Origin of the sequence: Streptomyces sp. JH34, from assembly GCF_029428875.1 — a bacterium.
In the GTDB taxonomy this organism is placed as follows: Bacteria; Actinomycetota; Actinomycetes; order Streptomycetales; family Streptomycetaceae; genus Streptomyces.
The window spans coordinates 1,525,450-1,548,805 of the sequence record NZ_JAJSOO010000001.1; the positions used below are offsets into that span (position 1 = coordinate 1,525,450).

Genomic DNA, 23,356 nt, shown 5'->3' on the forward strand with positions numbered 1-23,356 from the left:
CCGCCGCGCGCGGCGTGGTACGGGGCATGGGGGGAGCCTTCCAGATCCGGCCGCCCATCGGCGTACGACCACACGACCGCACCCCCGGCCCGGCACCGCGAGGGCACAGGAGAGTTCGGTGGCGGCCCCCTGCTGTGGCCGGCCGACGAGCCGTGGCCGGTGTGCACGGCCGCGCACAAGAAGGGGACGGGGCACCTCCTGTCGGACGGAAGAACGGCCGGTGCGCCCCCGACCCGGCCGGTGTCCACCTCGGACGGGGGCTGATGCGCGTCCACACCCGCCCGGCCGACCCGGCGCATCCGCACCGGCCGAGCTTCCAGGAGTCCGACGGCTCCCGCGGAGGCGGGCAGGCACCGCGTTCGTCAGGATTCGAGGACTGCCTGCCGGGGGAAGCGTGCCCGCATCGCGACGATGCACGTGTCCCGTGACGTGGGGCCGTCGAGGCGCAGCCGGTCGTATGCGGTGAACGCGGGCTCCAGCACGTCGAGTTCGTCGATCATCCGGTGCAGGCGTGCCGACCACCGCGGCGATCCGGCGTCCCGCTCGTCCGGTGCGGCGGTGATGGCGGCCGTCAGGGCGTCCTTGCGCAGGATGGTGGCCGGGCTGACCGAGTGCAGGCACACGTACTGTCCGTCGAGGTACGCGTGCCATTCCTCCCGGCCCACGGTGGGATCGGCCCAGTGGGCGGTGAACCAGGTTTCGAGTCCGTCCGTGCCGCCGGCTTCGTCGCTCAGGGCGAAGAGGTCGGCCGGCACCATCTCCGCGCCGTCGGAGCGCAGGTATCCCGGAAGCGGCAGGAGTCGCCCCAGCATCAGCCGGCGGACCTCGTCGGCGTCACGGCCGCGGGCCGCACAGAGATCTTCCAGGACGACGAACTGCGCACTGACGTAGGCGTCGTCGGCGTCGGTCATCGGATGGTCACCGTTGACCTCGCGGAACCGCTCCGCGAGCTCCCGCTTCGGGTCGCTCTCCGTCCTGGACTCCATGAACCGCACCTCATCGCTTCCGTCGCACCACTCGCCCGGGCATCTCCCGGGACGCGTCCAGGACGCTATCCGTCCGGTTGTTCGGCCCCCGCCGAAGTGTCGGCGGGGGCCGGGGGCGTCCCGGCTGGGCGGGTGTCATCCGCGTCAATCGTCGTTGGTCATAGAATTGCGCCCGTGAGCAGTGACGATGCCGCCCTCGAGGCGTTGGCCGTGCTGGGTGACCCGGTGCGGCGCGGACTGTACCGGCACGTGAGCGGAACACCGGGCGAGGTGGGACGGGACGCGGCGGCCGAGGCTGCCGGGATCTCGCGCTCGCTGGCCGCCTTCCACCTGGACAAGCTGGTCGACGCCGGACTGCTCGAGGTGTCCTTCCGACGGCTGTCGGGGCGCAGCGGTCCGGGTGCCGGACGCCCCGCGAAGATGTACCGGCGGGCCGAGGGCGAGCAGGCGGTGTCCGTGCCTCCACGCTCCTACGACACGGTGAGCCGACTGCTCGCCGAGGTGGTGGAGCGGGCAGGGCTGGACGCCGAGCTGCAGGCTGCGGCAAGGGCTGCCGGGGAGGCCGAGGGCGAGACCGCCGCGGGCGCGACCGACCCGGTCGAGGTCCTTCGGGCGCGCGGTTACGAGCCGTTCCGGGACGGCGGGACGCTGCGGCTCAACAACTGCCCGTTCCACGCGCTGGCCGACCGGTTCCCCGCCCTGGTCTGCGGGATGAACCTGGCCGGGATCGAGGGCCTGCTGGCGGGACTGACGGACGATCAGGGCTGGAGCGCGGAGATGGATCCGCTTCCGCGGGGATGCTGCGTAGCCCTGAAGGCGACCGGCGACAACTAAAAACAAAATTCGTTGACTTTAGAAGGTTCACCCGGGCATGCTGACGCCGTGAACGACTTCCACCTTGCCCAGGTCAACGTCGGGCGGATCCTCGCCCCGCTCGGCAGTCCTCGACTGGCCGACTTCGTCGCACAGCTTCCCGAGATCAACACCCTGGCCGACCACGCTCCCGGCTTCGTCTGGCGCCTCGTCGACGACGACGGGGCCGACTCGACGTCGTTGCGTCCCGAGGACGACGACGAACTGCTGCTGATCAACTGCTCCGTCTGGGAATCGGTCGAGGCCCTGCGGGAGTTCACCTACCGCAGTGAGCACCTCAAGGTGCTGGCCCGGCGCCGTGAGTGGTTCGAGCGGCTCGCCGACTTCCACCTGGCGCTGTGGTGGGTCCCCGCCGGCCACCGCCCGACCGTCGCCGAGGCGATGGAGCGCGTCGCCCTGATCCGGGAGAGGGGCGAGGGGCCCGGGGCCTTCACCTTCCGGGCCCCGCACCCGCCGCCGGCCGGCGCGCCCACGCCCTGAGGCCCCTCCCGACGCCGCCGCCTCGAGGCCGCTCCCACGCCGACGGCCCCGAGACCCCCGGCGCTCTCGCCTGAAGTCTCGGGGCGGGCCGGCCGGAGCCTCCCGTCAGGCTCCCGTCAGCAGCAGCTCCACCGCCTCCGCGGTCTCCGGGTGACGGCCGACGAGTACCGCGCCCGAGGGCTCCGGTGCCGCCTCCTCCCAGCCGCCCTCGCAGCCCAGCAGCTCCGCCACGCTGTCGCACGTCTCCGGGTGGGCGACGAGCAGTGAGGCACGCCGGGCACCGCCGCCGACTGCCGTCGGCGCGGCCGGCGCCTCGGGGGCGGCCTGCCACGGCGCGACCCAGGCGTCCAGGGCCTCGAGGCGGGCGGGGAAGACGCGGCCGGCCTCGCGGATCAGCAGGGGTGCCAGGTCGGCGCCCTCGGAGCGCAGCGTGGTGATCAGCTTCGGCAGCCAGGGCAGCAGCACCGGGTCCGGCAGCCGCGCGAACGCGTTGGAGACCGCCTCCACGACGAAGTCGGCCAGTTGGGGCACCGGTTCCAGGGCGTGGAGGAACCCGCTGAGGTAGCGCGGGTAGGCGGGGACCACCAGCGGGTCGGCGAGCAGCCCGTCGCACCGCTCCCTCAGCTCGGCGCGGGACAGCTGCCCCAGGTGCACCTGGGCCGACCACAGCAGCGCCACCCTCGATGGCTCCTGCGGGTGGGACTGGGCGAAGGCCAGATCCAGCTGGGTCCGGTCGCAGCCGAGCGACAGGGCCAGGCTCTCCATGCTGAAGAGGAACCCGAGCATCGCGGCGACCTGGCGCACCGTCGCGTCCTCGTCCGTGAACGCCGTCGGCAGGAGCGTGCAGTAGTGCGCGTACCCCGTCTTGGCGAAGGACTCGATCCACGTCGGCAGTACCGGCCGGCTGATCCGGTAGTACGCGAGGAGCCGGCGCACCCGGCGCAGGACCTCCGGCGCCCCGTCGACGCTGCGCTCGGTGGCGAGCACGTCGAGGGCGTGGGTGCCCAGCTCGTCGGCGAGGCGGTCGCCGCGCAGATGCAGCACGGCGTCCTCGACGGCCGCGAGGACCTGAGCCGTGGTGGCGTTCGGGGCGTACGCGACGCGGCGCAGGCGCTGCTCCAGGACCTGCTCGATGCTGACGCCCTCGTAGCCGAGCTCGATGAGCGCGCGCTGGTGGGTGCCGAGCGCCAGGTCCCAGGACTCCTGGACGGACTGCTTGCCGAGCTCCCGCTCGCCCATGATCGGCCGTGCGGCGCCGTGCGGCATCAGGTGGCGCAGCATCCACAGCACGTCGGAGCACCGGCGCAGTTCCGGCCGCGAGGTCATGTCCAGGAGGGCGCGCTGCACACCGCGCTGCTGGAGCTTGAGGTCCAGCGGCGCGAGCCGGTCGTGCACGTCACGGGCCAGGGGCGGCAGCGCGTCGTAGCCGACCTGGCCGACGCGGTCACCGCCCATCAGGATCTCCACGAGTCGGCGGACGTCGCGCCTGCCCGGCACCGTCTCCTTCTCGATGCAGGTGACCGCCGCGTCCTGGAAGTCGTACGGGGTGGGCCTGGCCCGGTCCCGCATGCCGGCCAGCAGGATCGACGTCTCGAACACGGCGATGGCGTCCGCGGTCGAGGCGAGGTAGCCGTTGCGCCGGGCCAGGCGCACGATCTCCACGGACCAGCCGAGCAGTTCGGCCTGGTCCAGTCGGTCGAGGGCCGGCGGACTCTGCAGGAATCCGGAGAGCTTGTCGGTGGGTGCCTCCGGTGTCACTGGGCCGGCCGGAGCCGCGGCCTTCCTCGGCTTCGCCGCCTTCTTGGCCCCCGCCTGGCCCTCGAGCCGGAAGGGCTGTACCCGGGTCCGCTTGAGGTTCTTCGCCCACTGGGTGGCGGCGATCGACACGGAACCGGCGGCCAGGCCGAACTGGGCCTCGATCGCCGCGTGGCTGGACGGGATGAGGCCGTGCTGCCAGGTGCTCTCGCCGGGCGGGGTGATCTCGAAGGTGTCGGTGCCGTGGACGCCGAACTCCTCGACCCTGCTGGACGCGTGGAACGCGCCGCAGACGTAGAGACAGTCCTCGGGGTCGGTCCCGGTCGCGGCGAGGTGCTCGCGCATCCGGGTCCACATGTAGCGCTCGCGGTCCTCGTCCACCCGCACCCGGTCCGTGTCCCCGGGGGCCAGGCGGCGGAACAGGCTGCCGATCAGCAGCATGACCTGACGGTAGGTGTCGTGGTCGCTGTCACCGAGCGGCAGCTCGACGTACTGGTGCCACCACTCCGACCAGTGCCGCACGCGGCCGTGGTGCAGCAGGTGCTCCTCCAGTTCCGCGAAGCGGGGCCGCAGGTCACCGATCTCCACACCGACGGCGTCGCCGTGCAGTGCGGCCTCCTCCTCGGCGGGGAGGTCGTCCGGTCCGGCCGGCTCCTTCCCGCCCGCCTGCCACTGGAACACGTGGTCCGAGGAGCGGTCGACCAGGACCAGTTCGACTCCCGGCGTGTCCAGTGCGTAGGCGATGGCCTGGTACTCGGCCGACGCCTCGGTGACCGGGGCGACGACCGACAGGGGCGCCCATTCCGCGGGGAAGCCCTTCACCTCGCTCGCGAACGCCTGGACGGCCACCGGCAGCCGGCAGTTGCGGAGCTCCGGCAGGAGGGGCGCCATGTCCTCGCACAGCTCCAGGTAGACCACCTTCGGCTGCTTCTCCCGCAGCCGGCGTGCCATCGCGACCGCGGACGCGGGCGAGTGGTGGCAGACGGGGAATATCTCCAGCGGCTCGCGCACGGCACGGTCGACGTCGTCGACGATGCCGAGGAGGATGCCCTCCAGGGCGCCCGGTCCGTCGGCGAACTCAGTCGCGGCGTCCTGGAGTTGGTTACGCAACGCCTCGAAGGGCGTTCCCTCGTCCACGGCACTCATGACAGGGTGGCGATCGCGTCGCGGCCGCCCTCCAGGAACTCCGGCCAGGAGCCTCCCTCCTCCTTGCTGCGCGGCTCGACGACACCGTGCAGATACTTGTTGAGGATGGCCAGGTCCTCGGGCTCGCGCCGGGCCAGCGAGCCGACGAGCGAGGAGGCAAGGGTGCGGGCGGTCAGCGCACGTTCGCCGAAGAAGTTGCTGTGCAGGATCGCGTCCTCCAGCACACCGATCTGCTCGGCGCTCGACAGCGCGGACTCCAGCTTCTCGTCGTCGCTGCCGGCCGCGGCCGCGGAGGCCCGCAGGTCCGCGAAGCTCTGCAGCAGCACGTCGAGCAGGGTCGGCGGCACGTCCAGCTCGATCTGATGCCGCTTCAGGAGCTCCTCGGTGCGGAAGCGGACGATCTCCGCCTCGCTCTTCTTGTTCGTCACCACGGGGATGCGCACGAAGTTGAAGCGGCGCTTGAGCGCGGAGGAGAGGTCGTTGACACCGCGGTCGCGGCTGTTCGCCGTGGCGATCACGGAGAAGCCCGGCTTGGCGAAGACGATGTTGTCGCTGTCCATCTCGGGGACGGAGATGTACTTCTCCGACAGGATCGAGATCAGCGCGTCCTGCACGTCGCTGGTGGAGCGGGTCAGTTCCTCGAAGCGGCCGATCACCCCGGACTCCATGGCCGTCATGATCGGCGAGGGGATCATCGACTCCCGCGACTGCCCCTTGGAGATCACCATGGACACGTTCCAGGAGTACTTGATGTGGTCCTCGGTGGTACCGGCCGTCCCCTGCACCACGAGGGTGGAGTTACGGGAGATGGCTGCGGACAGCAGCTCGGCCAGCCAGCTCTTGCCCGTGCCCGGGTCGCCGATGAGCAGCAGCCCCCGGTCAGAGGCCAGCGTGACGATGGAGCGCTCGACGAAGCTGCGGTCGCCGTACCACTTCTGGGGGATCTCCCGGTCGAGTCCGTCCGCGCGCTCGGAGCCCAGGATGAAGAGGCGGACCATCTTCGGCGACAGCCGCCAGGAGAACGGCTTGGGGCCGTCGTCGACCGACTCGAGCCAGTCGAGCTCCTCGGCGTACTTGATCTCGGCAGGGGCGCGCAACAGGTCGGACATGTCTGTGAGCCTTTCTGGGATGTTCGGTTTCGACTGCACCTGGGCGGGGGCTCTCCGGGGCCTTCGGCCCCGGGAGGCGGCCCTAGGTGAGGAAGGTCTTGAGCTCGTGGACGAGCTTGCGGATGTGGCCGGAGAGCACGGGTGTGCCCTGGTCCTTGAAACGCTCCCGGAACCACGGGTTGACGCTGGCGCGGCCGGAGCTGGTCACGGAGCCGACCGGGATGAACTTGGCGCCGGAGCGGTGGATGGCCGCCATGCTCTCGAACAGCGGCTCGGTCTGCCATTCGTAGAAGTCCGAGATCCACACCACGACCGTGTTGCGGGGCTCGGCGATCTTCGGCTGTGCCAGCGCCATGGCGACCGTGCCGTCGGTGCCGCCCCCGAGGTTGGTGCGCAGCAGGGTCTCGAACGGGTCGTGCACCCATGGGGTGAGGTCGAGCGCCTGGGTGTCGTACGCGATGAGGTGGACGTCCACCTTGGGCAGGCCGGCGAAGATCGAGGCGAGGATGGTGCAGTTGACCATCGAGTCCACCATCGAGCCCGACTGGTCCACGACGACGATGAGCCGCTGGGGTGTCGTCTTCCGCGCGGTGTGGCGGTAGAAGAGGCGGTCGACGTAGAGCCGTTCCTCCTCGGGGTCCCAGTTGGTGAGGTTCTTCCAGATCGTGCGGTCGAGGTCCAGGTTGCGGAACACCCGCTTGGGCGGGACCGAACGGTCCAGGGCGCCGACGGTCGACTTCTCCACCTGCGTACGCAGCACCTCCGCGACCTCGTCGACGAAGCGGCGGATCAGCGCCTTGGCGTTGGCCAGGGCCACACCGGACAAGTTGTCCTTGTCGCGCAGCAGTTGCTCGATGAGCGACATGCTCGGCGTCAGCTGCCCGGCGAGCTGGGGGTCGGCGAGCACCTCGCGCAGGCGCATCCGTTTGACGAGCCCGGCCTCGATGGAGCCGAGCGCCGGACCGATCTCGGGGATGAGCCGGCTGAGGTCGGGTGTCCGGCCTCCGCCGCCCGTGCCGGTCGGGCCGGCTCCCGGCCCTCCGGCGCGGCCGCCCCGCAGCTCCCCGGGCCCGCAGCCGAACGCGCGCTCCAGCCATCCGGCGTCGGACTGCCACCGGGACAGCTGGCCGGCGGTGACGGTGCCGGGCGGTGAGTGGAAGACGTTCAGCAGCACCTTCGACACGAGCGCGGCGCGGCGCACCTCGGCGGCCCGGTCGCGGGCGTCGTCGTCCGTCCCTTCACCGCCGGCGTCCTCGTCCGGCACCATCAGTCCGTCGAACTCGGCGGCCAGATCGGGGTGGCGCTGCACCACGGAGTCGACAGACGCCTGCGGGTCCAGCAGCTTCGCCGGCAGCCCGATGTCCTCCACCACGGCGAGGCTCGCCGACTCCAGGGCGGCCTGCTCCTCGTGGTCGAAGAGGCGGGCGAGGAGGCGCCAGTACATGACCTGGCGGCGGTTTTCGTACGAGGGTCCCCCGGCCGTCCCGGGGCTCTGCTGTCCGGTCATTTCCGCAACAGCCTTCCCGCGCGCTCGCCCAGCACCTTCGCGGCGTCGGTCGCGGCCTTCTCCGCCCTGACCCCGGCCTTGTCCGTCGTCCCTCCGGCCCACGCCCCCGCGTGCACCGAGGTGACCTTCCTGCGCACCGTGGTCTCGACGGCGAGCGGCTGCACGTGGAACGTCCCGGCGTCCCAGCGGATGAGCGCGATGCACGCCCCGGACCTGGCGACGGCCTCGGGGGTGAGAGGCCCGGCGGCCGGGACGCGGTCGGTGTCGACGAGCATGTCGAGGCCGGCGACGGTGAAGGTCAGTACGCCGTCGTCATCCGTCCGAGCGGTGTAGCCCTCCAGGAACACGGGGACGGCGAGGCGTGCGGGATGCCGGTCCAGGGGTGCGGTCACGTGGGCGACCGCGGTGGGCAGGGCCACGCGGGCGGTGGCGAACGCCTCGGCCGGCTCACCCGCGCGGGCGTGCTCGTCGCTCCAGACGAGATCGCCCTCGGTGGTGACCGGCATACCCGTGAGGTCCATCGAGCGGCCCTCGCCGACTGCCGCGAGGAGCGACATGTGCGGGCGGAGCAGCTGCCAGATCCCGGCTCCGACGACCGTGTCGGGCTTCGGCACCGACACGCTGGCGCGCACCAGCCGGGGTCCGGAGCCGTCGACGGGTTCGAACACCGCGTGCACCTGCGCCTGTGCGGCGGTCGCGTGCTCCTGCACGTCGATGCCGAGGGGCAGCAGGCGTCCGTCGGCGGTCCCCGTGACGGGCGCGGCAGCCGCGCCGGGCACCGTCAGGAGCATCCCCCGCGACCAGAGGTCGGCCCAGCGGCGCACCGGGAAGCGCTCCGCCGAGGCTCCGGGGCAGGACGCTGCGAGTTCGGCGGCGAAGCCGTCGAGGAGGGTCGCGAGGCGGCGCAGGGACGGGTCGGGCAGCATCGCGGAGACGACCTCGGCCGCCCCGGACACCACCTCGTGGTCGAGTCCCTGCCATCCACAGCGCGCCAGGTCGGAGAGCCAGGCCCGGGCGGCGGCCAGGACGTTCTGTGCCTGCCCCGCTCCGGCCGCAGGTGTGGTCCCGGCGCCGCGCGAACGGCCGGCCGCTTCTTCCACACGCTCCAGCAACGCGTCGTGGACCGAACCGAGAAGCGCGGTGCGGGCACCTGCCAGGGCCAGGAAGTGGTCCTCACCCGCCGCACCGGCCGCGGCCTTCGCGGCCGCCTCGGCGACCCGGGCCGCCAGGGGCGTCCCCACGACGGCGTCGGCGAGGCGTGCGGGTCCGGAGTCCGCGGGCTGGGGGCGGAGCAGGCCGGTGACGAGCGCCCGGTCGAAGGCGTCGACGGCCTCCAGCGCTTCGTCCAGGCCGTCGACGGGCCCGGCGAGCAGGTCGGCGCGCATCACGCCACCGCCCTGGTCGGCGGGAAGAACTGCATCTCGGGCAACGGCAGTGTGGCCGGGGCGTGTTCGAGGTAGGTGAGGTGACGCAGGAAGCGGCTGAAGACGGATGCGGCGGCCTTCGTGGTGTCCATCTCCGGGCGGGTGTTGCGCAGGGCGGAGGCGAGCACGGCGCCGTCCACCTCCCCCTCCGGGACCTCGGCCTTCAGATAGCGGACCACGCGCTCGGCGCCGTACTGCAGGACCGCCTCGTTGATGAGGGCGCCGATGTGGTTGCAGAAGGACCCGCGCGCACCGCCGCAGGGCCGGTTGTTGTTGGTGCTGCACGCGAAGGCGTAGGACCCGGTGGCGACGGACGAGACGTAGACCCGCCCGATGTCCGATCCGCTGGACACCACACCCTGCAGGCGTCCGTCGGCCAGCTCGACGAACGGAACCTTGGCGAGCTTGCGCGGCCGCGCGGGTGGTATCACCCGTGCCGTGCTCGACCTCTCCCAATCGGACAACACGCCATCTCCCATGCACAACTAAGGGGTCGTTTTCGCCGGACCGGCGGAACACGACTGAACCTACTCGCGCCCACTGACAACGCGGTCGCCGCAGGCGGGAGTGCGCGCCGGGGCCGGGGAGCAGCGGACGCCCCGTCACTCCCCGGGCCGGTCCAGCCCCGTGACCCGCATGGTGATGTTGAGCCGTCCCGAGGTGAGCCCTGTGTCCGGGTCACCGGTGCCCTCGTGGACCTTCGGCACCCCGTGGTAGGCGAAGCGTGAGGGGCCGCCGAGGACGAACAGGTCGCCCGAGCGGAGTTCGACGTCCGTGTACGGCTTGGTGCGGGTCTCGGTGTTCCCGACGCGGAAGACGCAGGTGTCGCCGATGGACAGGGAGACCACCGGGGCGGACGACCGCTCGTCCTTGTCCTGGTGCATGCCCATCCTGGCCCGGCCGTCGTAGAAGTTGATCAGCGCGGCGTCCGGGGTGTAGTCCTGCGCGGCGGCCTCGTCGCCGTACGCCGCGAGGACGGCGCGACGGCCCAGCCGGACCATCCGGTCCGGGAACTCCGCGACCCGCCGGCCGTTCACGTCGTCCGCCGTGCGGGTGTACCTGTACGGCTGCCAGTGCCAGCCGACGCAGACGGTCCGCACGGACATGACGCCACCGCGCGGCAGCCGCGTGTGGCGGATGGGGACGGGGCCGGTGGCCCAGGTTCGGCAGGCCGTCACCAACTCGCGCTGCTGCGCCGGGGTCAGCCAGTCCGGCACGTGCCAGGCGCCCGGTGCGACCTCCCTGGCGGGGCGGGGGATCAGGGCGTTCACGGTGGTTCCTCTCAGGCCGCTCGGTGGCCGTTCTCCAGGTCGAGCAGCAGCCGCTTGCGCTCCAGCCCGCCCGCATAGCCGGTCAGGGCGCCGCTCGCGCCGATCACGCGGTGGCAGGGGCGTACCACCAGGAGCGGGTTGGCGCCGATGGCCGTGCCGACCGACCGCACGGCCATGCGCGAGGCTCCGATCCGTGCGGCGATCTCGCCGTAGCTGAGCGTGCTGCCGTACGGAATGGCGTCCAGGGCCTGCCACACGCGCCGTTGGAAGTCGGTGCCCCGGCCGGCCGCGTATTCGATGCCGAAGCCGGTCCGGCCGCCCTCGAAGTACGCGCGCAGTTCGGCGGCGATCGTGGCGAAGGCCGCGTCGTCCCGCGTCCACGCGTCCTGGACCGTGGCGCCGCCCTTCTGGCCGGGCACGGAGAGCGAGGCGAGCGCGGTGCCGCCGCGGGCGGTGGCCGACTCCTCGCCCACCAGCAGCAGCTCGCCGAGCGGGCTGTCGGTCGTGGTGTAGAGCGTCATGGTCGGGGTCCTTCCGGATTCGTCGTCGTACACGTCAAGGGTGCGGGGTTCCGGGCGGTGCGGCCGGCGGGATCCGGACTCACGCCGCCGCGAGGCGGCGCCGGACCGCGGCGGCGTTCCAGAGGTGGTGCACGGCGTACGTGCGCCAGGGGCGCCAGGCCCCGGTCTCCGCGGCCTCCGCCCCCGTCTGCCGCATCCCCGTCCGGACGGCCGCGTCACCGGTCAGCAGCACGTCGGGATCTCCGAGCGCCCGCATGCGGATGTAGCCGGCGGTCCAGGGGCCGACGCCGGGCAGCGCGAGGAGGTCCTGCTCGGCCTGGTCCCGGTCGGCGCCGGGGTCCAGGCCGATCGTGCCGTCGGCCAGCGCGGCCGCGACGGTGCGCAGGGCGGCGCGCCGGGAGCCGGGCGTGCCCAGCTCGTCCAGGCCGGCCTCGGCGAGGTCCCCGGGGTCGGGGAACGTATGGGTGAGGGCGCCGCTGGGAACCTGGAGCGGTGAGCCGTGGGCCGCCACCAGCGCGCTGCCGAGCCGGCGTCCGGCGGCCACGGAGACCTGCTGGCCGAGGACCGCCCGGACGGCCAGTTCGTGGACGTCGGCGGCGCCGGGTGCCCGCAGCCCCGGTGTACGGGCGAGGAGCGGGGCGAGTGCGGGGTCCGCGCAGAGGCGCTCGGCGACCGCGTCCGGGTCGGCGTCCAGGTCGAAGAGGCGGCGCATCCGCTGGGTCGCGGTCGTCAGGTCGCGCAGATCGCCGAGGTGCAGCCGGCACTCCAGCCAGCCGTCGCCGGTCCTCTCGCGGACCTCGGCGATGCCGGTGCCGTTCGGCAGGCGCAGAGTGCGTCTGTAGGTGCGGTCGCCCCTGTCGCCCGCCACCTCCTCGATGCCGGTGAGGGCCCGCGCCGCGAGATGGTCGAAGATCTCGCAGGCGGCGTACGGGCCCCTGTGGGCGAGCCGCAGGGGCACTCCCCCGCCGCCCGCTGCGGTGCCGACGGAGCCGTGGCGGGCGGATCCGCCCGGGCGGGCGGTGCGCAGCTCCCCGGGCGTGAGGGCGTAGATCTCCCGCACCGTGTCGTTGAACTGCCGCACGCTGGCGAAACCGGCGGCGAAGGCGATCTCGGCGGCACCCAGGGTGGTGGTCTGCAGCAGGACCCGCGCGGTGTGGGCCCGCTGGGCGCGGGCGAGCGCGATGGGTCCGGCGCCGACCTCGGCGTTCAGCTGGCGCTGGACCTGGCGGGTGCTGTAGCCGAGGCGCGCGGCGAGCCCGGCCACGCCTTCCCGGTCGACGACCCCGTCCCCGATCAGCCTCATCGCCCGGCCCACCAGGTCGGCACGGACGTTCCAGCCGGCGGAGCCGGGTACGGCGTCGGGCCGGCAGCGCCTGCAGGCACGGAATCCGCCGCCCTGGGCCGCGGCCGCGGTGGGGAAGAACGTCACGTTCCGGCGCTTCGGAGTGGTGGCCGGGCAGCTCGGGCGGCAGTAGATGCCGGTCGTGGACACGGCGAAGAAGAACTCGCCGTCGAACCGGGCGTCGCGGCTGGTCACCGCCTCGTACCTGCTGTCGTCGCTGGTCATGCCTCCAGGGTGCGGTATCGCGCCCGCCGGTGCTGGCGGGTATCGGACAGCACGTTTCGCAGGTTTGATCGATCACAGTTCTCTTATGTGTCTTTGATTGGAATCATTCCAGAAAAGTGGTTGACTGAGCATGTGATCGAAACCGAGGCCAGGACACTCCTTCGCGGAGCGTCATTGCGAGTGACCCGCCCCAGGGTCGCCGTGCTCTCGGCGGTCCACGAGGCCCCGCACTCCGATGCCAGTACCCTCCTCACCCTGGTGCGGACACGCATCGGCGCGGTCTCCACCCAAGCCGTCTACGACGTGCTCAAGACGCTCGTCGACGCGGGACTGGCCCGACGGATCGACCTGCCGAATTCCGCGGCACGGTACGAGGGACAGTTCTGGGACAACCATCAGCACGTGGTCTGCCGCTCGTGCGGCACGATCGCCGACATCGATGTCCCGCAGGGCGCTCCGCGTCCCGAGGCGCCCCAGGACCACGGGTTCACCGTCGACCGCGTCGAGGTCACGTACTGGGGCCTGTGCCCCGGATGCCGGACCGGACGCGACCGTCGGGATCCGGAGTCGGCGCACCGAAGTTTTCACAAAGAGGAGCAGGAAAATTTCTGACAACACGAAGCCGCTGACCACTGCCGCCGGCGCACCGGTCGCGAACAACGAGAACGCCGTCACCGCCGGTCCGCGCGGACCGATGCTGCTCCAGGACGTCTGGTTCCTGGAGAAGCTGGCCCACTTCAGCCGTGAGGTCATCCCGGAGCGTCGTATGCACGCCAAGGGCTCCGGCGCCTTCGGCACGTTCCGGGTGACGCAGGACATCACGCGCTACTCCCGGGCCGCCCTCTTCTCCGAGGTCGGCAAGGAGACGGAGGTCTTCGCCCGCTTCTCGACCGTGGCCGGTGAGCGCGGCGCGGCCGACGCCGAGCGCGACATCCGCGGTTTCGCCCTCCGCTTCTACACGGAGGAGGGCAACTGGGACGTCGTCGGCAACAACACGCCGGTGTTCTTCCACCGCGACCCCCACCACTTCCCCGACCTGAACCGCGCCGTGAAGCGCGACCCGCGCACCAACCTGCGCTCGGCGGAGAACAACTGGGACTTCTGGACCAACCTCCCCGAGGCCCTGCACCAGATCACCATCGTGATGTCGGACCGCGGCATCCCCGACGGCTACCGTCACATGCACGGGTTCGGTTCGCACACCTACTCGTTCGTCAACGGGAGCAACGAGCGCTTCTGGGTGAAGTTCCACTTCCGTACGCAGCAGGGCATCAAGAACCTGACGGACGCCGAGGCAGCCGCGGTCGTCGCCGACGACCGCGAGTCCTCGCAGGCGGACCTGTTCGACGCCATCGAGCGCGGCGACAACCCGAAGTGGACCTTCTTCATCCAGGTCATGCCGGAGGCGGACGCGGCGACGTACCGCTACCACCCCTTCGACCTGACCAAGGTCTGGTCCAAGAAGGACTACCCGCTCATCGAGGTCGGCGAGTTCGAGCTCAACCGCAACCCGGAGAACTACTTCGCCGACGTGGAGCAGGCCGCCTTCACCCCGGCGAACCTCGTTCCCGGCGTGGGCGCCTCGCCCGACCGCATGCTGCAGGGCCGGCTGTTCTCGTACGGTGACGCCGCCCGCTACCGCGTCGGCGTCAACCACCACCAGATCCCGGTGAACCAGCCGCGCGGCGCGAAGAACGTCAACACCTACCACCGTGACGGCCAGCTGCGCGTGGACGGCAACCAGGGCGCCGTGCCCGGCTACACCCCGAACAGCTACGGACGCTGGGCGGAGCAGCCGCAGTTCGCCGAGCCCGGCCTGGCGCTCGACGGTGCCGCGGCCGACCGGTTCGACTACCGCGAGGACGACGACAACTACTTCGAGCAGCCGGGGAACCTCTTCCGGGCGATGACGCCGGACGAGCAGGACGCGCTGTTCGGCAACACCGCACGGGCCATCGACGGTGCCTCCCAGGCCACCATCGAGCGCCACATCGGCCACTGCACGCAGGCCGACCCGGCCTACGGCGAGGGTGTCCGCAAGGCGATCGAGGCCCTGCAGGCGGCCAAGTAGGGCTGTTTCCGGCCGTAGCGCACGAGGGTCCCCGGGCGAGATCGTCGCCCGGGGACCCTCGTTTCACGTCCGCCGTTCCCGCGCGGGGACCGCCCGCCGCCCCTGCGCACCGGGCGGCGCACGGCTACCCGAGCAGGGCCGTCCGCCCGAACATCTGCGCCGTCGCCCTCGCGCTGGGCGTCCCCGCGTCGAGGTCGGCGCCCGCGGCGACCAGCGCCTCCACGATCGCGTCCTCGCCCTTGAACAGGGCTCCGGCCACGGGTGACTGGTCCCGGGCGTTGCGCAGATCGACGTCGGCGCCGCGCCCGATCAGCGCGCGCACCGTCCCGGTGTGCCCGTGGTACGCGGCGAGCATCAGCGCCGTGTTGCCCTCGCGGTCCTGGACGTCGACCGGCAGGCCGTGGTCGAAGAACTCCAGGAGCTCGTCCGTGCGCCCCTGCCGGGCCAGGTCCGTCACGATCACGACGAGCCGGCCGGTCTGTTCCTCGGAAAGCGGTTCCATACCGCCATTCTAGGCGAGCGCCCCTCAAACCCTTCGGACAGCGCGATACGCATCACCACGTCCGTCCTGTCTGAACTTCACGGGAACTCCAGCGAAATGGCACGTGTGTGGATATCGTGCACCGAGCGAGGGCGCATCCGTCTGTCCATGGGATCGGCGGATGCGCCCCGTTTGTGGGGATGCAACTGTGGCTGGGGGGTTCATGGGGCATGTCGAAATACCTGAATCGGATATATCCGGGCCGGTCGGGCTGGCGGGGGCACCACGACCGCGTACCGCCGCCTCCCGGAACCGCGGGGTGGCTCCCGGGCACGTGTGGAGAGCCCCGAAGACCGTCGGGCGCGACCACGCGGAGAGACCGCGGGCGAGAAAGAGGCACGATCCGCGTGTGCCCTTACTCGTCCTGACCGATCTGGTGGGTATGGGGGTACCCGCCTGGCTGGTGCTGCGGACCGGCGACCAGCCGGGGCCACAGGCCGCAGCGGCGTCCGTGGCGCTGGTGTGGGCCGGGGTGCGCGGGGCACGCGGACGGTACGCGCGGTCGCTTCCGGGGGAATCCACCGGAGGCCCCTACGCGCCCCTGGGTGACTGGCTCGCGCTGACCGGGGTGCTGGCCGTGCTGCTGGCCGTGACGGGCGGGGGCGTGGACCCGGCGACCGCCGTCGCGGCGCTGGTGCCGGGTCTGGCACTGACCGTCCTCGTGGGGGCCGTGGCCCGGCTGCGGACGGCGGGGCGCCGGGGGGCGCGCCGGGTCCTGGTGGTCGGTGAGGCGGCAGGGCTGGACCGGGCGGTGAGTCTGCTGAACTCCCGCAAGGGGCATCCGTACACGGCGGTCGCGGTGGTCCCCGTGGGCCCGGAGGCACCGGACTGCGGGACGCCCGTGCCGGGCCGGCTGGCACCCGAACCGGCCGACGACGACGTGTCCACGGTGCTGGGCGGCGCCTTCGCCCACGACGCGGATCTGGTCCTCGTCGCGCCCGGGCCGCAACTGGACGAGGACCGGCTGCGCCGGCTGGCGTGGGGCCTGCACGACGGCGGCCTCGCCCTCTGCGTGCTGTCGGAGCTGTCGGGGGTCGCCGCCGCCCGCGTGCGGCCCGCGTCCGCGGCCGGACTGACGCTGCTGCACGTGGCGCCGCCGCTGCGGCACGGTCCGCAGGCCGTGCTCAAGGCGGTGGTGGACCGGGCCGGCGCCGCACTCGGCCTCCTGGCGCTCGCCCCGCTGTTCTGCGGGGTGGCGCTGGCGGTGCGGCTCTCGTCGCCCGGTCCCGTCTTCCATCGCCAGACCCGTCACGGCCGTCACAACAGGCCCTTCACCATGTGGAAGTTCCGCACGATGGTGGCGGACGCGGAGGCCCGCAGGGAGCAGCTCTCGGCAGCGAACGAGAGCGGGGGGCCGATGTTCAAGATGCGTCGCGATCCACGGGTGACCCGGATCGGCCAGGCTCTTCGCCGGACGTCGGTGGACGAGCTCCCGCAGCTCCTCAACGTGCTGCGGGGTGACATGTCCCTGGTAGGCCCCCGGCCGCCGCTGCCGGAGGAGGTGTCGCGCTACGACGAGCGTGAGCTGCGGCGGCTGGCCGTGCGGCCGGGACTGACCGGCCTGTGGCAGGTCAGCGGACGGTCGGACCTGTCCTGGCAGGAGACGGTCTCGCTGGACCTCTGGTACGTCGACAACTGGTCGGTGGCGACGGACATGGGGCTCCTCGCCCGGACGGTACGCGCCGTCACCGACGGCCGGGGAGCGTACTGAGACGTGGTGGGGGGTCACGAGGGGGGCCGCGTGCACGGGATCAGGACGGACCGCGGCCGTCCGGCCGGACCGTCAGCCCTGAGGGGTCTGACGGCCGAGCCACCAGGCGTAGGTGCGGGCGATGCCGTCCCGCAGCGGAATCTGCGGCTTGAAGCCGAGGGAGGAGAGCCGGGACACGTCGAGGAGCTTGCGCGGGGTGCCGTCGGGCTTCGAGGTGTCCCAGACGATACGTCCCTGGTATTCCGTCACATCGGCGACGGTGTCCGCCAGTTCGCTGATGGCGAGGTCCTCGCCGCAGCCGACGTTGACCGGTTCGGCGTCGTCGTACACCTCCAGCAGCCGCACGCACGCGGCGGCCAGGTCGTCGACGTGGAGGAACTCGCGCCGGGGGCTTCCGGAACCCCACAGGGTGACCTCGTCGGCGCCGTCCCGCTTCGCCTCGTGGAAGCGGCGGATCAGGGCGGGCAGCACGTGCGAGGTCTCCAGGTCGAAGTTGTCCCCGGGGCCGTAGAGATTGGTGGGCATGGCGCTGATGTACGAGGCGCCGTACTGCCGGCGGTAGGACTGGACCTGCACGATTCCGGCGATCTTGGCCAGCGCGTACGCCTCGTTGGTGGGTTCGAGTGGGCCGGTGAGCAGGGCGCTCTCGGGGATCGGCTGGGGGGCGTGCTTGGGGTAGATGCACGACGAGCCGAGGAGGAGCAGGCGCCGGACGCCGGCCGCGTGGGCGCCCGCGACCACGGCGAGCTGGATCCGGAGGTTGTCCTCCAGGAACTGCACCGGCCGGGTGCTGTTGGCCATGATCCCGCCCACCTTGGCGGCCGCCAGCACCACCGCGTCCGGGCGGGTCTCGCGCAGGAAGGCCTCGGTCGGCGCGGCCTCGCGCAGATCGAGTTCGTCCCGGCCGCGGGTGATCACCTCGTGGCCGTCGGCGGTGAGGCGGCGCACCAGCGCCGATCCGACGAGGCCGCGGTGGCCCGCGACGAATATGCGGGCGCCCGGGTGCAGCAGGGGGCGGGTGGATTCCTGGGCCGGGCCAGGGGTTTCAGTCGTCATGGCTCGGATTGTGCCAGCAGCGCGACAGCCGGGTGACGCTTTGCCGCATTCCGCTCAAATCCAGTGATTTCGGTGACACAAACCGCCCCAAGGGCGACGACAGAAGGGGGGAGTCATGGCAAAGACCGCACTCATCACCGGTGTGACCGGACAGGACGGTTCGTACCTGTCGGAGCTGCTGCTCGAGAAGGGGTACACGGTCCACGGCCTGATACGGCGTTCGTCGAGCTTCAACACGGAGCGGATCGACCACATCTACCAGGGCCCCGAGGAAGCGAATCGTTCCTTCGTGCTCCATCACGCCGACCTCTCCGACGGCGTCGCGCTGGTGAACCTGCTGCGGGACATCCAGCCCGACGAGGTCTACAACCTGGGTGCCCAGTCGCACGTCAGGGTGTCCTTCGACGCGCCGCTGTACACCGGTGACGTCACCGGCCTGGGCACCGTGCGGCTGCTGGAGGCTGTCCGGGCGAGCGGCATCGAGACCCGGGTCTATCAGGCGTCCTCGTCCGAGATGTTCGGCGCGAGCCCGCCCCCGCAGAACGAGAAGACCCCGTTCCACCCGCGCAGCCCGTACAGCGTGGCCAAGGTCTACTCGTACTGGGCGACGGTCAACTACCGTGAGGCGTACGGGATGTTCGCCACCAACGGGATCCTGTTCAACCACGAGTCCCCGCGCCGCGGCGAGACCTTCGTGACCCGCAAGATCACCCGCGGGGTGGCCAGGATCAAGGCGGGTCTGCAGGACCGGTTGCATCTGGGCAACCTCGACGCCGTACGCGACTGGGGGTACGCCCCCGAATACGTGGAGGCGATGTGGCGGATGCTCCAGTGCGACACCCCCGACGACTACGTGGTGGCCACCGGCGAGGGGGTCAGTGTGAGGCGGTTCCTGGAGTACGCCTTCGAGCACGCGGGCCTCGACTGGGCGGAGCACGTGCGCTACGACCCCAAGTACGAACGCCCCAGCGAGGTCGACGCGCTGATCGGTGACGCGTCCAAGGCGGAGGAACTCCTGGGCTGGAAGCCGGAGGTGAAGTCGCGCGAGCTCGCACAGATCATGGTGGACGCCGACATCCGGCTGCTGAGCGACCAGCTCACGGGGTCCGCGGTCCGGGTGGACCGGTGAAAAAGGCCGGACGTACCCGGGCCGGCGTCTTCGCATCGGCCCACCGGAGCTGTCCGCTGCTCACGCTGCCGTCCGCTCCGGCGGGCCAGGTGCTCAGGAGCGCGCGGCTCACCTTCCGTACCTCGTCGGACTCGACGGCGGGTTCGGCCGACAGCCACAGCATCGTGCCGGTCACCGGCGCGTGGACCGAGTCGGCGGTCACCCACAGCACCCGGCCGACGCTCTCCACGTCCGTGCCGGGGACCATCACCGGCGCGTCCGCGGTCTCCACCGACCACTCGGCGGAGCTCGACGCGACGGCTCTGGACGGGGCTCTCGGCTCCGTCACCTCACTCGCCCTGACCAGCAGCGGGACGGACAGTCTCCGCATCTGGTCGAGCGAGGCAACCGCGGCCCACCGGCCGCAGCTCGTTCTCACCTTCGGAGATGAATGATGAACGGAAGCACGGGGCGGAGACCTGGGGGGAGCGGCCGTGTACGGGCCGCGTCCGCCGCGCTCTGCCTGTTCGCCGGAGCCCTGACCGCGACAGCGGCCGGGGCCTCCCCGGCGGCGGCGCTCACACCGCCGGTGTCCATCACGGCGGACGACCTCACCACCTGGCAGACCAACGGCATCGTGTGGTCGATGGCCGCGACTGACGGGGTCGTCTACGCCGGCGGCACCTTCTCCACCGTCCGGCCGCCCGATGCGGCGGCGGGCACCTCGGAGGAACCCGCGGTCAACTTCGCGGCCTTCGACGCGGCGACGGGAGCGCCGACGGGGTGCAGCCTGTCGTTCACGCTGTCCTCGGGGAGCGCGACCGTACGGGCTCTCGCGCTCTCCCCGGACGGCGGGACCCTCTACGCCGGCGGACAGTTCGGCGCGGTGAACGGGGTGGGCGTCAGCAACATCGTGGCCGTCGACACGGCGACCTGCACGCCGCGCCAGGACTTCAAGATCGCCGTCTCGGCGACGGTCCGGGCCCTGGACGTCACGGCGGACACCGTCTACCTGGCCGGCGACTTCAACAGCGTGGGCGGCCAGACCCGTAACAAGTTCGCCGCGGTCACCACGGCCGCCGGTCTGCTGCCGTGGACCGCGAACGCGGACGAGGTGGCCAGGGCGGTCCAGGTGACCCCGGACGGTCAGCACGTGGCGCTCGGCGGTGACTTCTTCACTGTGAACGGCACCACCTCGCACGCCCTGGCGGTGGTCGACGCCACCACGGGCGCGCTCACCAAGAGCTACCCGGGCTTCATCCCCAACACCTCGACGGTGCAGGACCTCACGACGGACGCGACCGGGCTGTACACCGCCAACGAGGGCACCGGCGGCGGGGTCTTCGACGGCCGGATCGCCATCGACCTCGACGACTACCAGCAGCGCTGGCGGGACACCTGCCTGGGCGCCACCCAGGCCGTGCTGGTCCACTCGGGCGTGCTGTACAGCGGGAGCCACGCCCACGACTGCGCCAGCATGGGCGGCTTCCCGGACCAGCCACGCAGGCACCTGCTGGCACAGTCGGTGGACGACCCGACGCTCCTGCCCTGGTTCCCGGACACGAACGACGGCATCGGTGAGCCCGTCGGGCCGCGGGTCATGACGCAGACCGACAAGGGCGGCCGCCACTACCTTTGGGTGGGCGGTGAGTTCACCACCGTCAACGGCTCCGGCCAGCAAGGGCTGACCCGGTTCGCCGACGGCCCGGACACGGGGACGCCCTGGGTGCCCAACGTCAGTCTCTCCACGGTCGCCCCGGGACGGATCGACGTCCAGTGGCAGACCAGCTTCGACTCCGACGACGGCGAGCTGACCTACCGGGTCTACAAGGACGGTGCGAGCACTCCCGTGCACACCGTCACGGGCTACTCGCTCTTCTGGAACCGTCCGCAGCTGAAGTGGACGGACACCGACGTGGCGGTGGGTGAGACGCACTCGTACCGCGTCACCGCGAGCGACGGCACCAACACCAGCGCCAAGTCCACCGCGCAGTCGGCGACCGTGGCGGCCTCCACCCAGCCCTATCCGGCACGGGTGCTGTCCGACGGCGCCTCCCTCTACTGGCGTTACGACGAGGGCACCTCGACCTTCGCGGCGGACACCACCGGCCAGCTGGACAACGGCTTCCTGCGCAACGGGCCGTCCTACCGGCAGACGCCGGCCGCGATCGCGGGCGATTCGACCGCCATCGGCTTCGACGGGGCCTCCGAATACGCGTACAGCAACAAGCTGCACACGGCGCCCACCCGTTTCTCCGTGGAGACCTGGATCAAGACCACCACCACCCGTGGCGGCAAGGTCATCGGCTACGGCAACCTGACCATGCAGAACAGCAGCCGCTACGACAAGCAGGTCTACATGGCCAACAACGGGCGCCTCGTCTTCGGCGTCTACAGCGGTGGCTACCGCACCGTCACGACGACGGGGGCCTACAACGACGGCAACTGGCACCACGTCGTCGCCACGCAGGGCACCGGCGGCATGGCGCTCTACGTGGACGGGCAGCTGCGGGCGTCCAACTTCCTCTACTCCGGCAACGAGAACTACCCGGGGTACTGGCGGGTCGGCGGCGACAACCTGGCCAACTGGCCGAACCGCCCGACCAGCAACTTCTTCGCCGGCCAGATCGACGAGACGGCCGTGTACCCGACCGCGCTGAGCGCTTCCCAGGTCAGCGCGCACTACGCCCTGAGGACGAGTGAGTGAGATACCCGTTCCTGGCCGGTGCCGCCGTCGCCCTCGCGACGGCGGTGCTGGCCGCCTGCGGATCGTCCGACGGGCCCGGCGACGGGGGCATGGGGGCCGCGGCGGGCGGCAAGCCGTCCGCCGCGGCCCCCGCCACACCCTCCGTGGCCGGACCGGCGGCCGGTACGACGGCACCGAAGCCCCAGAAGTCCGGCGAGGTTCCGAAGGCGCCCGCCAGGGACATCACCCCGGCCGCGGGTTCCTTCACCGAGAAGCAGAAGGAGTACCTGACCGACCGCGTGCCCAAGGGGATGGACCCCGCCGCGGTGCTCCAGACGGGGCAGGAGACCTGTGACAGGCTCCGTTATCTGGTCAAGGCCGACCGGGACATCGCCGTCGGCGCGATCGTCTCCGGCGAGGTCGCGGACGCGAAGCCGGCCGTCGCCCATCTCTGCCCCCGGCACCAGGACCTGGTGGACGAGGCCGCCCTCGGTTACGCCGACGGCACCTACGAAGGGGCGAAGGTCCGGCCGGGACGGTACAGGGCAGCCTCCCCCACCACCGCGTGCAGTTGGCAACTGACCGGGGCCGGCGGCAAGGAGCTGGATTCCGGTTCCTCCGCCGGCGGGAAGCAGGTGGAGATCACCGTCCCGGAATCCGCCCGCACCTTCACCTCCACAGGCTGCTACGCCTGGTTGCCCAGAGGAGAGAACAGATGAGCAAGCTGCCCATCGCCGTCGCGATCCCCACGAAGAACGAGGGACTGAACATCGCCGAAGCGGTGAAGTCGGTCCTGGGCCATTTCGAGGCGGTCGTCGTGGTGGACTCCCACAGCACCGACGACACGGCGAAGATCGCCGAGGAGTGCGGGGCCGAGGTGGTCACGTACACCTGGGACGGAGGGCATCCCCGCAAGAAGCAGTGGTGCCTGGAGAACGTCCGTACCGATCTGGACTGGATCCTGCTGCTCGACGGTGACGAACGGCTCAGCCCCGGGCTGCTCGCGGAGCTGAGGAGGATCTTCGCCGACAGGGACGGTCCGAAACCGGCGGCCTACGACATACCGCTGGGCTACTGGTTCTCGGGGAAGCGGCTCCGGCACGGCTACACGATCCGCAAGCGGTCCCTGACCGACCGGACCAGGTGCTACTACCCGGAGGTCGGGGACCTCGCGGCCCCCGGCATCGGTGAGGTCGAGGGGCACTACCAGCCGGTCGCCACCACGGCGGAGGCACTGAGCAACCCCATCGAGCACCAGGACCTGGATCCCGTCACCGCCTGGTTCGAGCGGCACAACCGCTACTCGGACTGGGAGGCGTGGCTGGAGCACCACCCCGACGTCAAGGAACAGGTGCGGAAGGTGAAGTCCCGTCAGGGGCAGCTCTTCCACAAGGCGCCGTTCAAGCCGCTGGTGTCCTTCGCCTACATGTACGTCTACCGGAAGGGATTCCTCGACGGGCGTGCGGGCCTGGACTTCGCCCTCGCGATGAGCTTCTACCGCTGGCAGATCGCTCTCAAGTCCCGCGAGAACCCCGTACGTTGAT

Annotated in this window: 21 protein-coding genes; 10 read left to right on the plus strand and 11 right to left on the minus strand. The window is 71.5% G+C overall.

Annotated elements, in window-relative coordinates; all coding sequences use genetic code 11:
* Positions 1-362: 362 nt before the first annotated feature.
* The gene (locus tag LWJ43_RS06715) at positions 363-986 is read right to left on the minus strand and encodes a DUF6058 family natural product biosynthesis protein (protein WP_277331370.1); all 624 of its coding nucleotides are present in this window, start codon (positions 984-986) and stop codon (positions 363-365) included.
* 174 nt (positions 987-1,160) lie between these two features.
* On the opposite strand from LWJ43_RS06715, the gene LWJ43_RS06720 reads away from it, so the two are divergent.
* Positions 1,161-1,820 carry a helix-turn-helix transcriptional regulator gene (locus LWJ43_RS06720; RefSeq protein WP_277331371.1) on the plus strand — a complete coding sequence of 220 codons (660 nt, stop codon included), beginning with the start codon at positions 1,161-1,163 and terminating at the stop codon, positions 1,818-1,820.
* Between the two features lie 48 nt (positions 1,821-1,868).
* A complete protein-coding gene (locus LWJ43_RS06725) occupies positions 1,869-2,339 on the plus strand; it encodes a DUF3291 domain-containing protein (RefSeq protein ID WP_277331372.1) in 471 nt (156 codons plus the stop codon).
* A 105-nt stretch (positions 2,340-2,444) separates the two neighbouring features.
* Here LWJ43_RS06725 and LWJ43_RS06730 read toward each other — a convergent pair whose 3' ends face one another.
* The 8 genes from LWJ43_RS06730 to LWJ43_RS06765 form a co-directional block, all read right to left on the minus strand.
* Entirely contained in the window at positions 2,445-5,240 is a 2,796-nt protein-coding gene (locus tag LWJ43_RS06730; RefSeq protein WP_277331373.1) for a DUF5682 family protein, read from the minus strand.
* The gene (locus LWJ43_RS06735) at positions 5,237-6,349 is read right to left on the minus strand and encodes an ATP-binding protein (RefSeq protein ID WP_277331374.1); all 1,113 of its coding nucleotides are present in this window, start codon (positions 6,347-6,349) and stop codon (positions 5,237-5,239) included. Before LWJ43_RS06735 ends, LWJ43_RS06730 begins: the two co-directional genes overlap by 4 nt.
* Positions 6,350-6,431: 82 nt before the next feature.
* Positions 6,432-7,856: a vWA domain-containing protein gene (locus tag LWJ43_RS06740; protein WP_277331375.1), complete on the minus strand. Its 1,425-nt coding sequence runs from the start codon at positions 7,854-7,856 to the stop codon at positions 6,432-6,434.
* Entirely contained in the window at positions 7,853-9,241 is a 1,389-nt protein-coding gene (locus LWJ43_RS06745) for a hypothetical protein (protein ID WP_277331376.1), read from the minus strand. Before LWJ43_RS06745 ends, LWJ43_RS06740 begins: the two co-directional genes overlap by 4 nt.
* The gene (locus LWJ43_RS06750; RefSeq protein WP_277331377.1) at positions 9,241-9,759 is read right to left on the minus strand and encodes a hypothetical protein; all 519 of its coding nucleotides are present in this window, start codon (positions 9,757-9,759) and stop codon (positions 9,241-9,243) included. The genes LWJ43_RS06745 and LWJ43_RS06750 overlap by 1 nt, the downstream gene beginning before the upstream one ends.
* A 123-nt stretch (positions 9,760-9,882) precedes the next feature.
* Entirely contained in the window at positions 9,883-10,551 is a 669-nt protein-coding gene (locus LWJ43_RS06755; RefSeq protein WP_277331378.1) for an alpha-ketoglutarate-dependent dioxygenase AlkB family protein, read from the minus strand.
* Positions 10,552-10,562: 11 nt separating this feature from the next.
* Complete coding sequence (locus tag LWJ43_RS06760; RefSeq protein ID WP_277331379.1) at positions 10,563-11,072, minus strand: methylated-DNA--[protein]-cysteine S-methyltransferase; 510 nt, start codon at positions 11,070-11,072, stop codon at positions 10,563-10,565.
* Between the two features lie 79 nt (positions 11,073-11,151).
* Positions 11,152-12,639, minus strand: coding sequence for an AlkA N-terminal domain-containing protein (locus LWJ43_RS06765; protein WP_277331380.1), 1,488 nt, complete (start codon positions 12,637-12,639; stop codon positions 11,152-11,154).
* 132 nt (positions 12,640-12,771) lie between these two features.
* Between LWJ43_RS06765 and LWJ43_RS06770 the strand changes: the two genes are divergently transcribed.
* Together LWJ43_RS06770 and LWJ43_RS06775 are read left to right on the plus strand one after the other, a co-directional pair.
* Positions 12,772-13,251, plus strand: coding sequence for a Fur family transcriptional regulator (locus LWJ43_RS06770; protein WP_277331381.1), 480 nt, complete (start codon positions 12,772-12,774; stop codon positions 13,249-13,251).
* A complete protein-coding gene (locus tag LWJ43_RS06775; protein WP_277335829.1) occupies positions 13,244-14,710 on the plus strand; it encodes a catalase in 1,467 nt (488 codons plus the stop codon). The genes LWJ43_RS06770 and LWJ43_RS06775 overlap by 8 nt, the downstream gene beginning before the upstream one ends.
* A gap of 124 nt (positions 14,711-14,834) precedes the next feature.
* Here the strand turns inward: LWJ43_RS06775 and LWJ43_RS06780 are convergent, their stop codons facing one another.
* On the minus strand, positions 14,835-15,212 hold the full coding sequence (locus LWJ43_RS06780; protein WP_277331382.1) for an ankyrin repeat domain-containing protein: 378 nt from the start codon (positions 15,210-15,212) through the stop codon (positions 14,835-14,837).
* Positions 15,213-15,414: 202 nt separating this feature from the next.
* On the opposite strand from LWJ43_RS06780, the gene LWJ43_RS06785 reads away from it, so the two are divergent.
* On the plus strand, positions 15,415-16,962 hold the full coding sequence (locus LWJ43_RS06785) for a sugar transferase (protein WP_277331383.1): 1,548 nt from the start codon (positions 15,415-15,417) through the stop codon (positions 16,960-16,962).
* Between the two features lie 72 nt (positions 16,963-17,034).
* Here the strand turns inward: LWJ43_RS06785 and LWJ43_RS06790 are convergent, their stop codons facing one another.
* Complete coding sequence (locus LWJ43_RS06790; protein ID WP_277331384.1) at positions 17,035-18,018, minus strand: GDP-L-fucose synthase family protein; 984 nt, start codon at positions 18,016-18,018, stop codon at positions 17,035-17,037.
* 115 nt (positions 18,019-18,133) lie between these two features.
* Here LWJ43_RS06790 and gmd point away from each other — a divergent pair, with 115 nt between their 5' ends.
* Genes gmd through LWJ43_RS06815 form a run of 5 tightly spaced genes read left to right on the plus strand, consistent with a single transcriptional unit; the run spans position 18,134 to position 23,355 of the window.
* A complete protein-coding gene (gmd, locus tag LWJ43_RS06795) occupies positions 18,134-19,147 on the plus strand; it encodes a GDP-mannose 4,6-dehydratase (RefSeq protein ID WP_277331385.1) in 1,014 nt (337 codons plus the stop codon).
* Entirely contained in the window at positions 19,144-19,581 is a 438-nt protein-coding gene (locus LWJ43_RS06800) for a DNRLRE domain-containing protein (protein WP_277331386.1), read from the plus strand. Before gmd ends, LWJ43_RS06800 begins: the two co-directional genes overlap by 4 nt.
* Positions 19,578-21,833: a LamG domain-containing protein gene (locus LWJ43_RS06805; protein ID WP_277331387.1), complete on the plus strand. Its 2,256-nt coding sequence runs from the start codon at positions 19,578-19,580 to the stop codon at positions 21,831-21,833. The genes LWJ43_RS06800 and LWJ43_RS06805 overlap by 4 nt, the downstream gene beginning before the upstream one ends.
* Positions 21,830-22,531, plus strand: a complete 702-nt coding sequence (locus LWJ43_RS06810; protein ID WP_277331388.1) for a hypothetical protein — start codon at positions 21,830-21,832, stop codon at positions 22,529-22,531. The genes LWJ43_RS06805 and LWJ43_RS06810 overlap by 4 nt, the downstream gene beginning before the upstream one ends.
* Entirely contained in the window at positions 22,528-23,355 is an 828-nt protein-coding gene (locus LWJ43_RS06815) for a glycosyltransferase family 2 protein (RefSeq protein WP_277331389.1), read from the plus strand. Before LWJ43_RS06810 ends, LWJ43_RS06815 begins: the two co-directional genes overlap by 4 nt.
* Position 23,356: the final 1 nt, after the last annotated feature.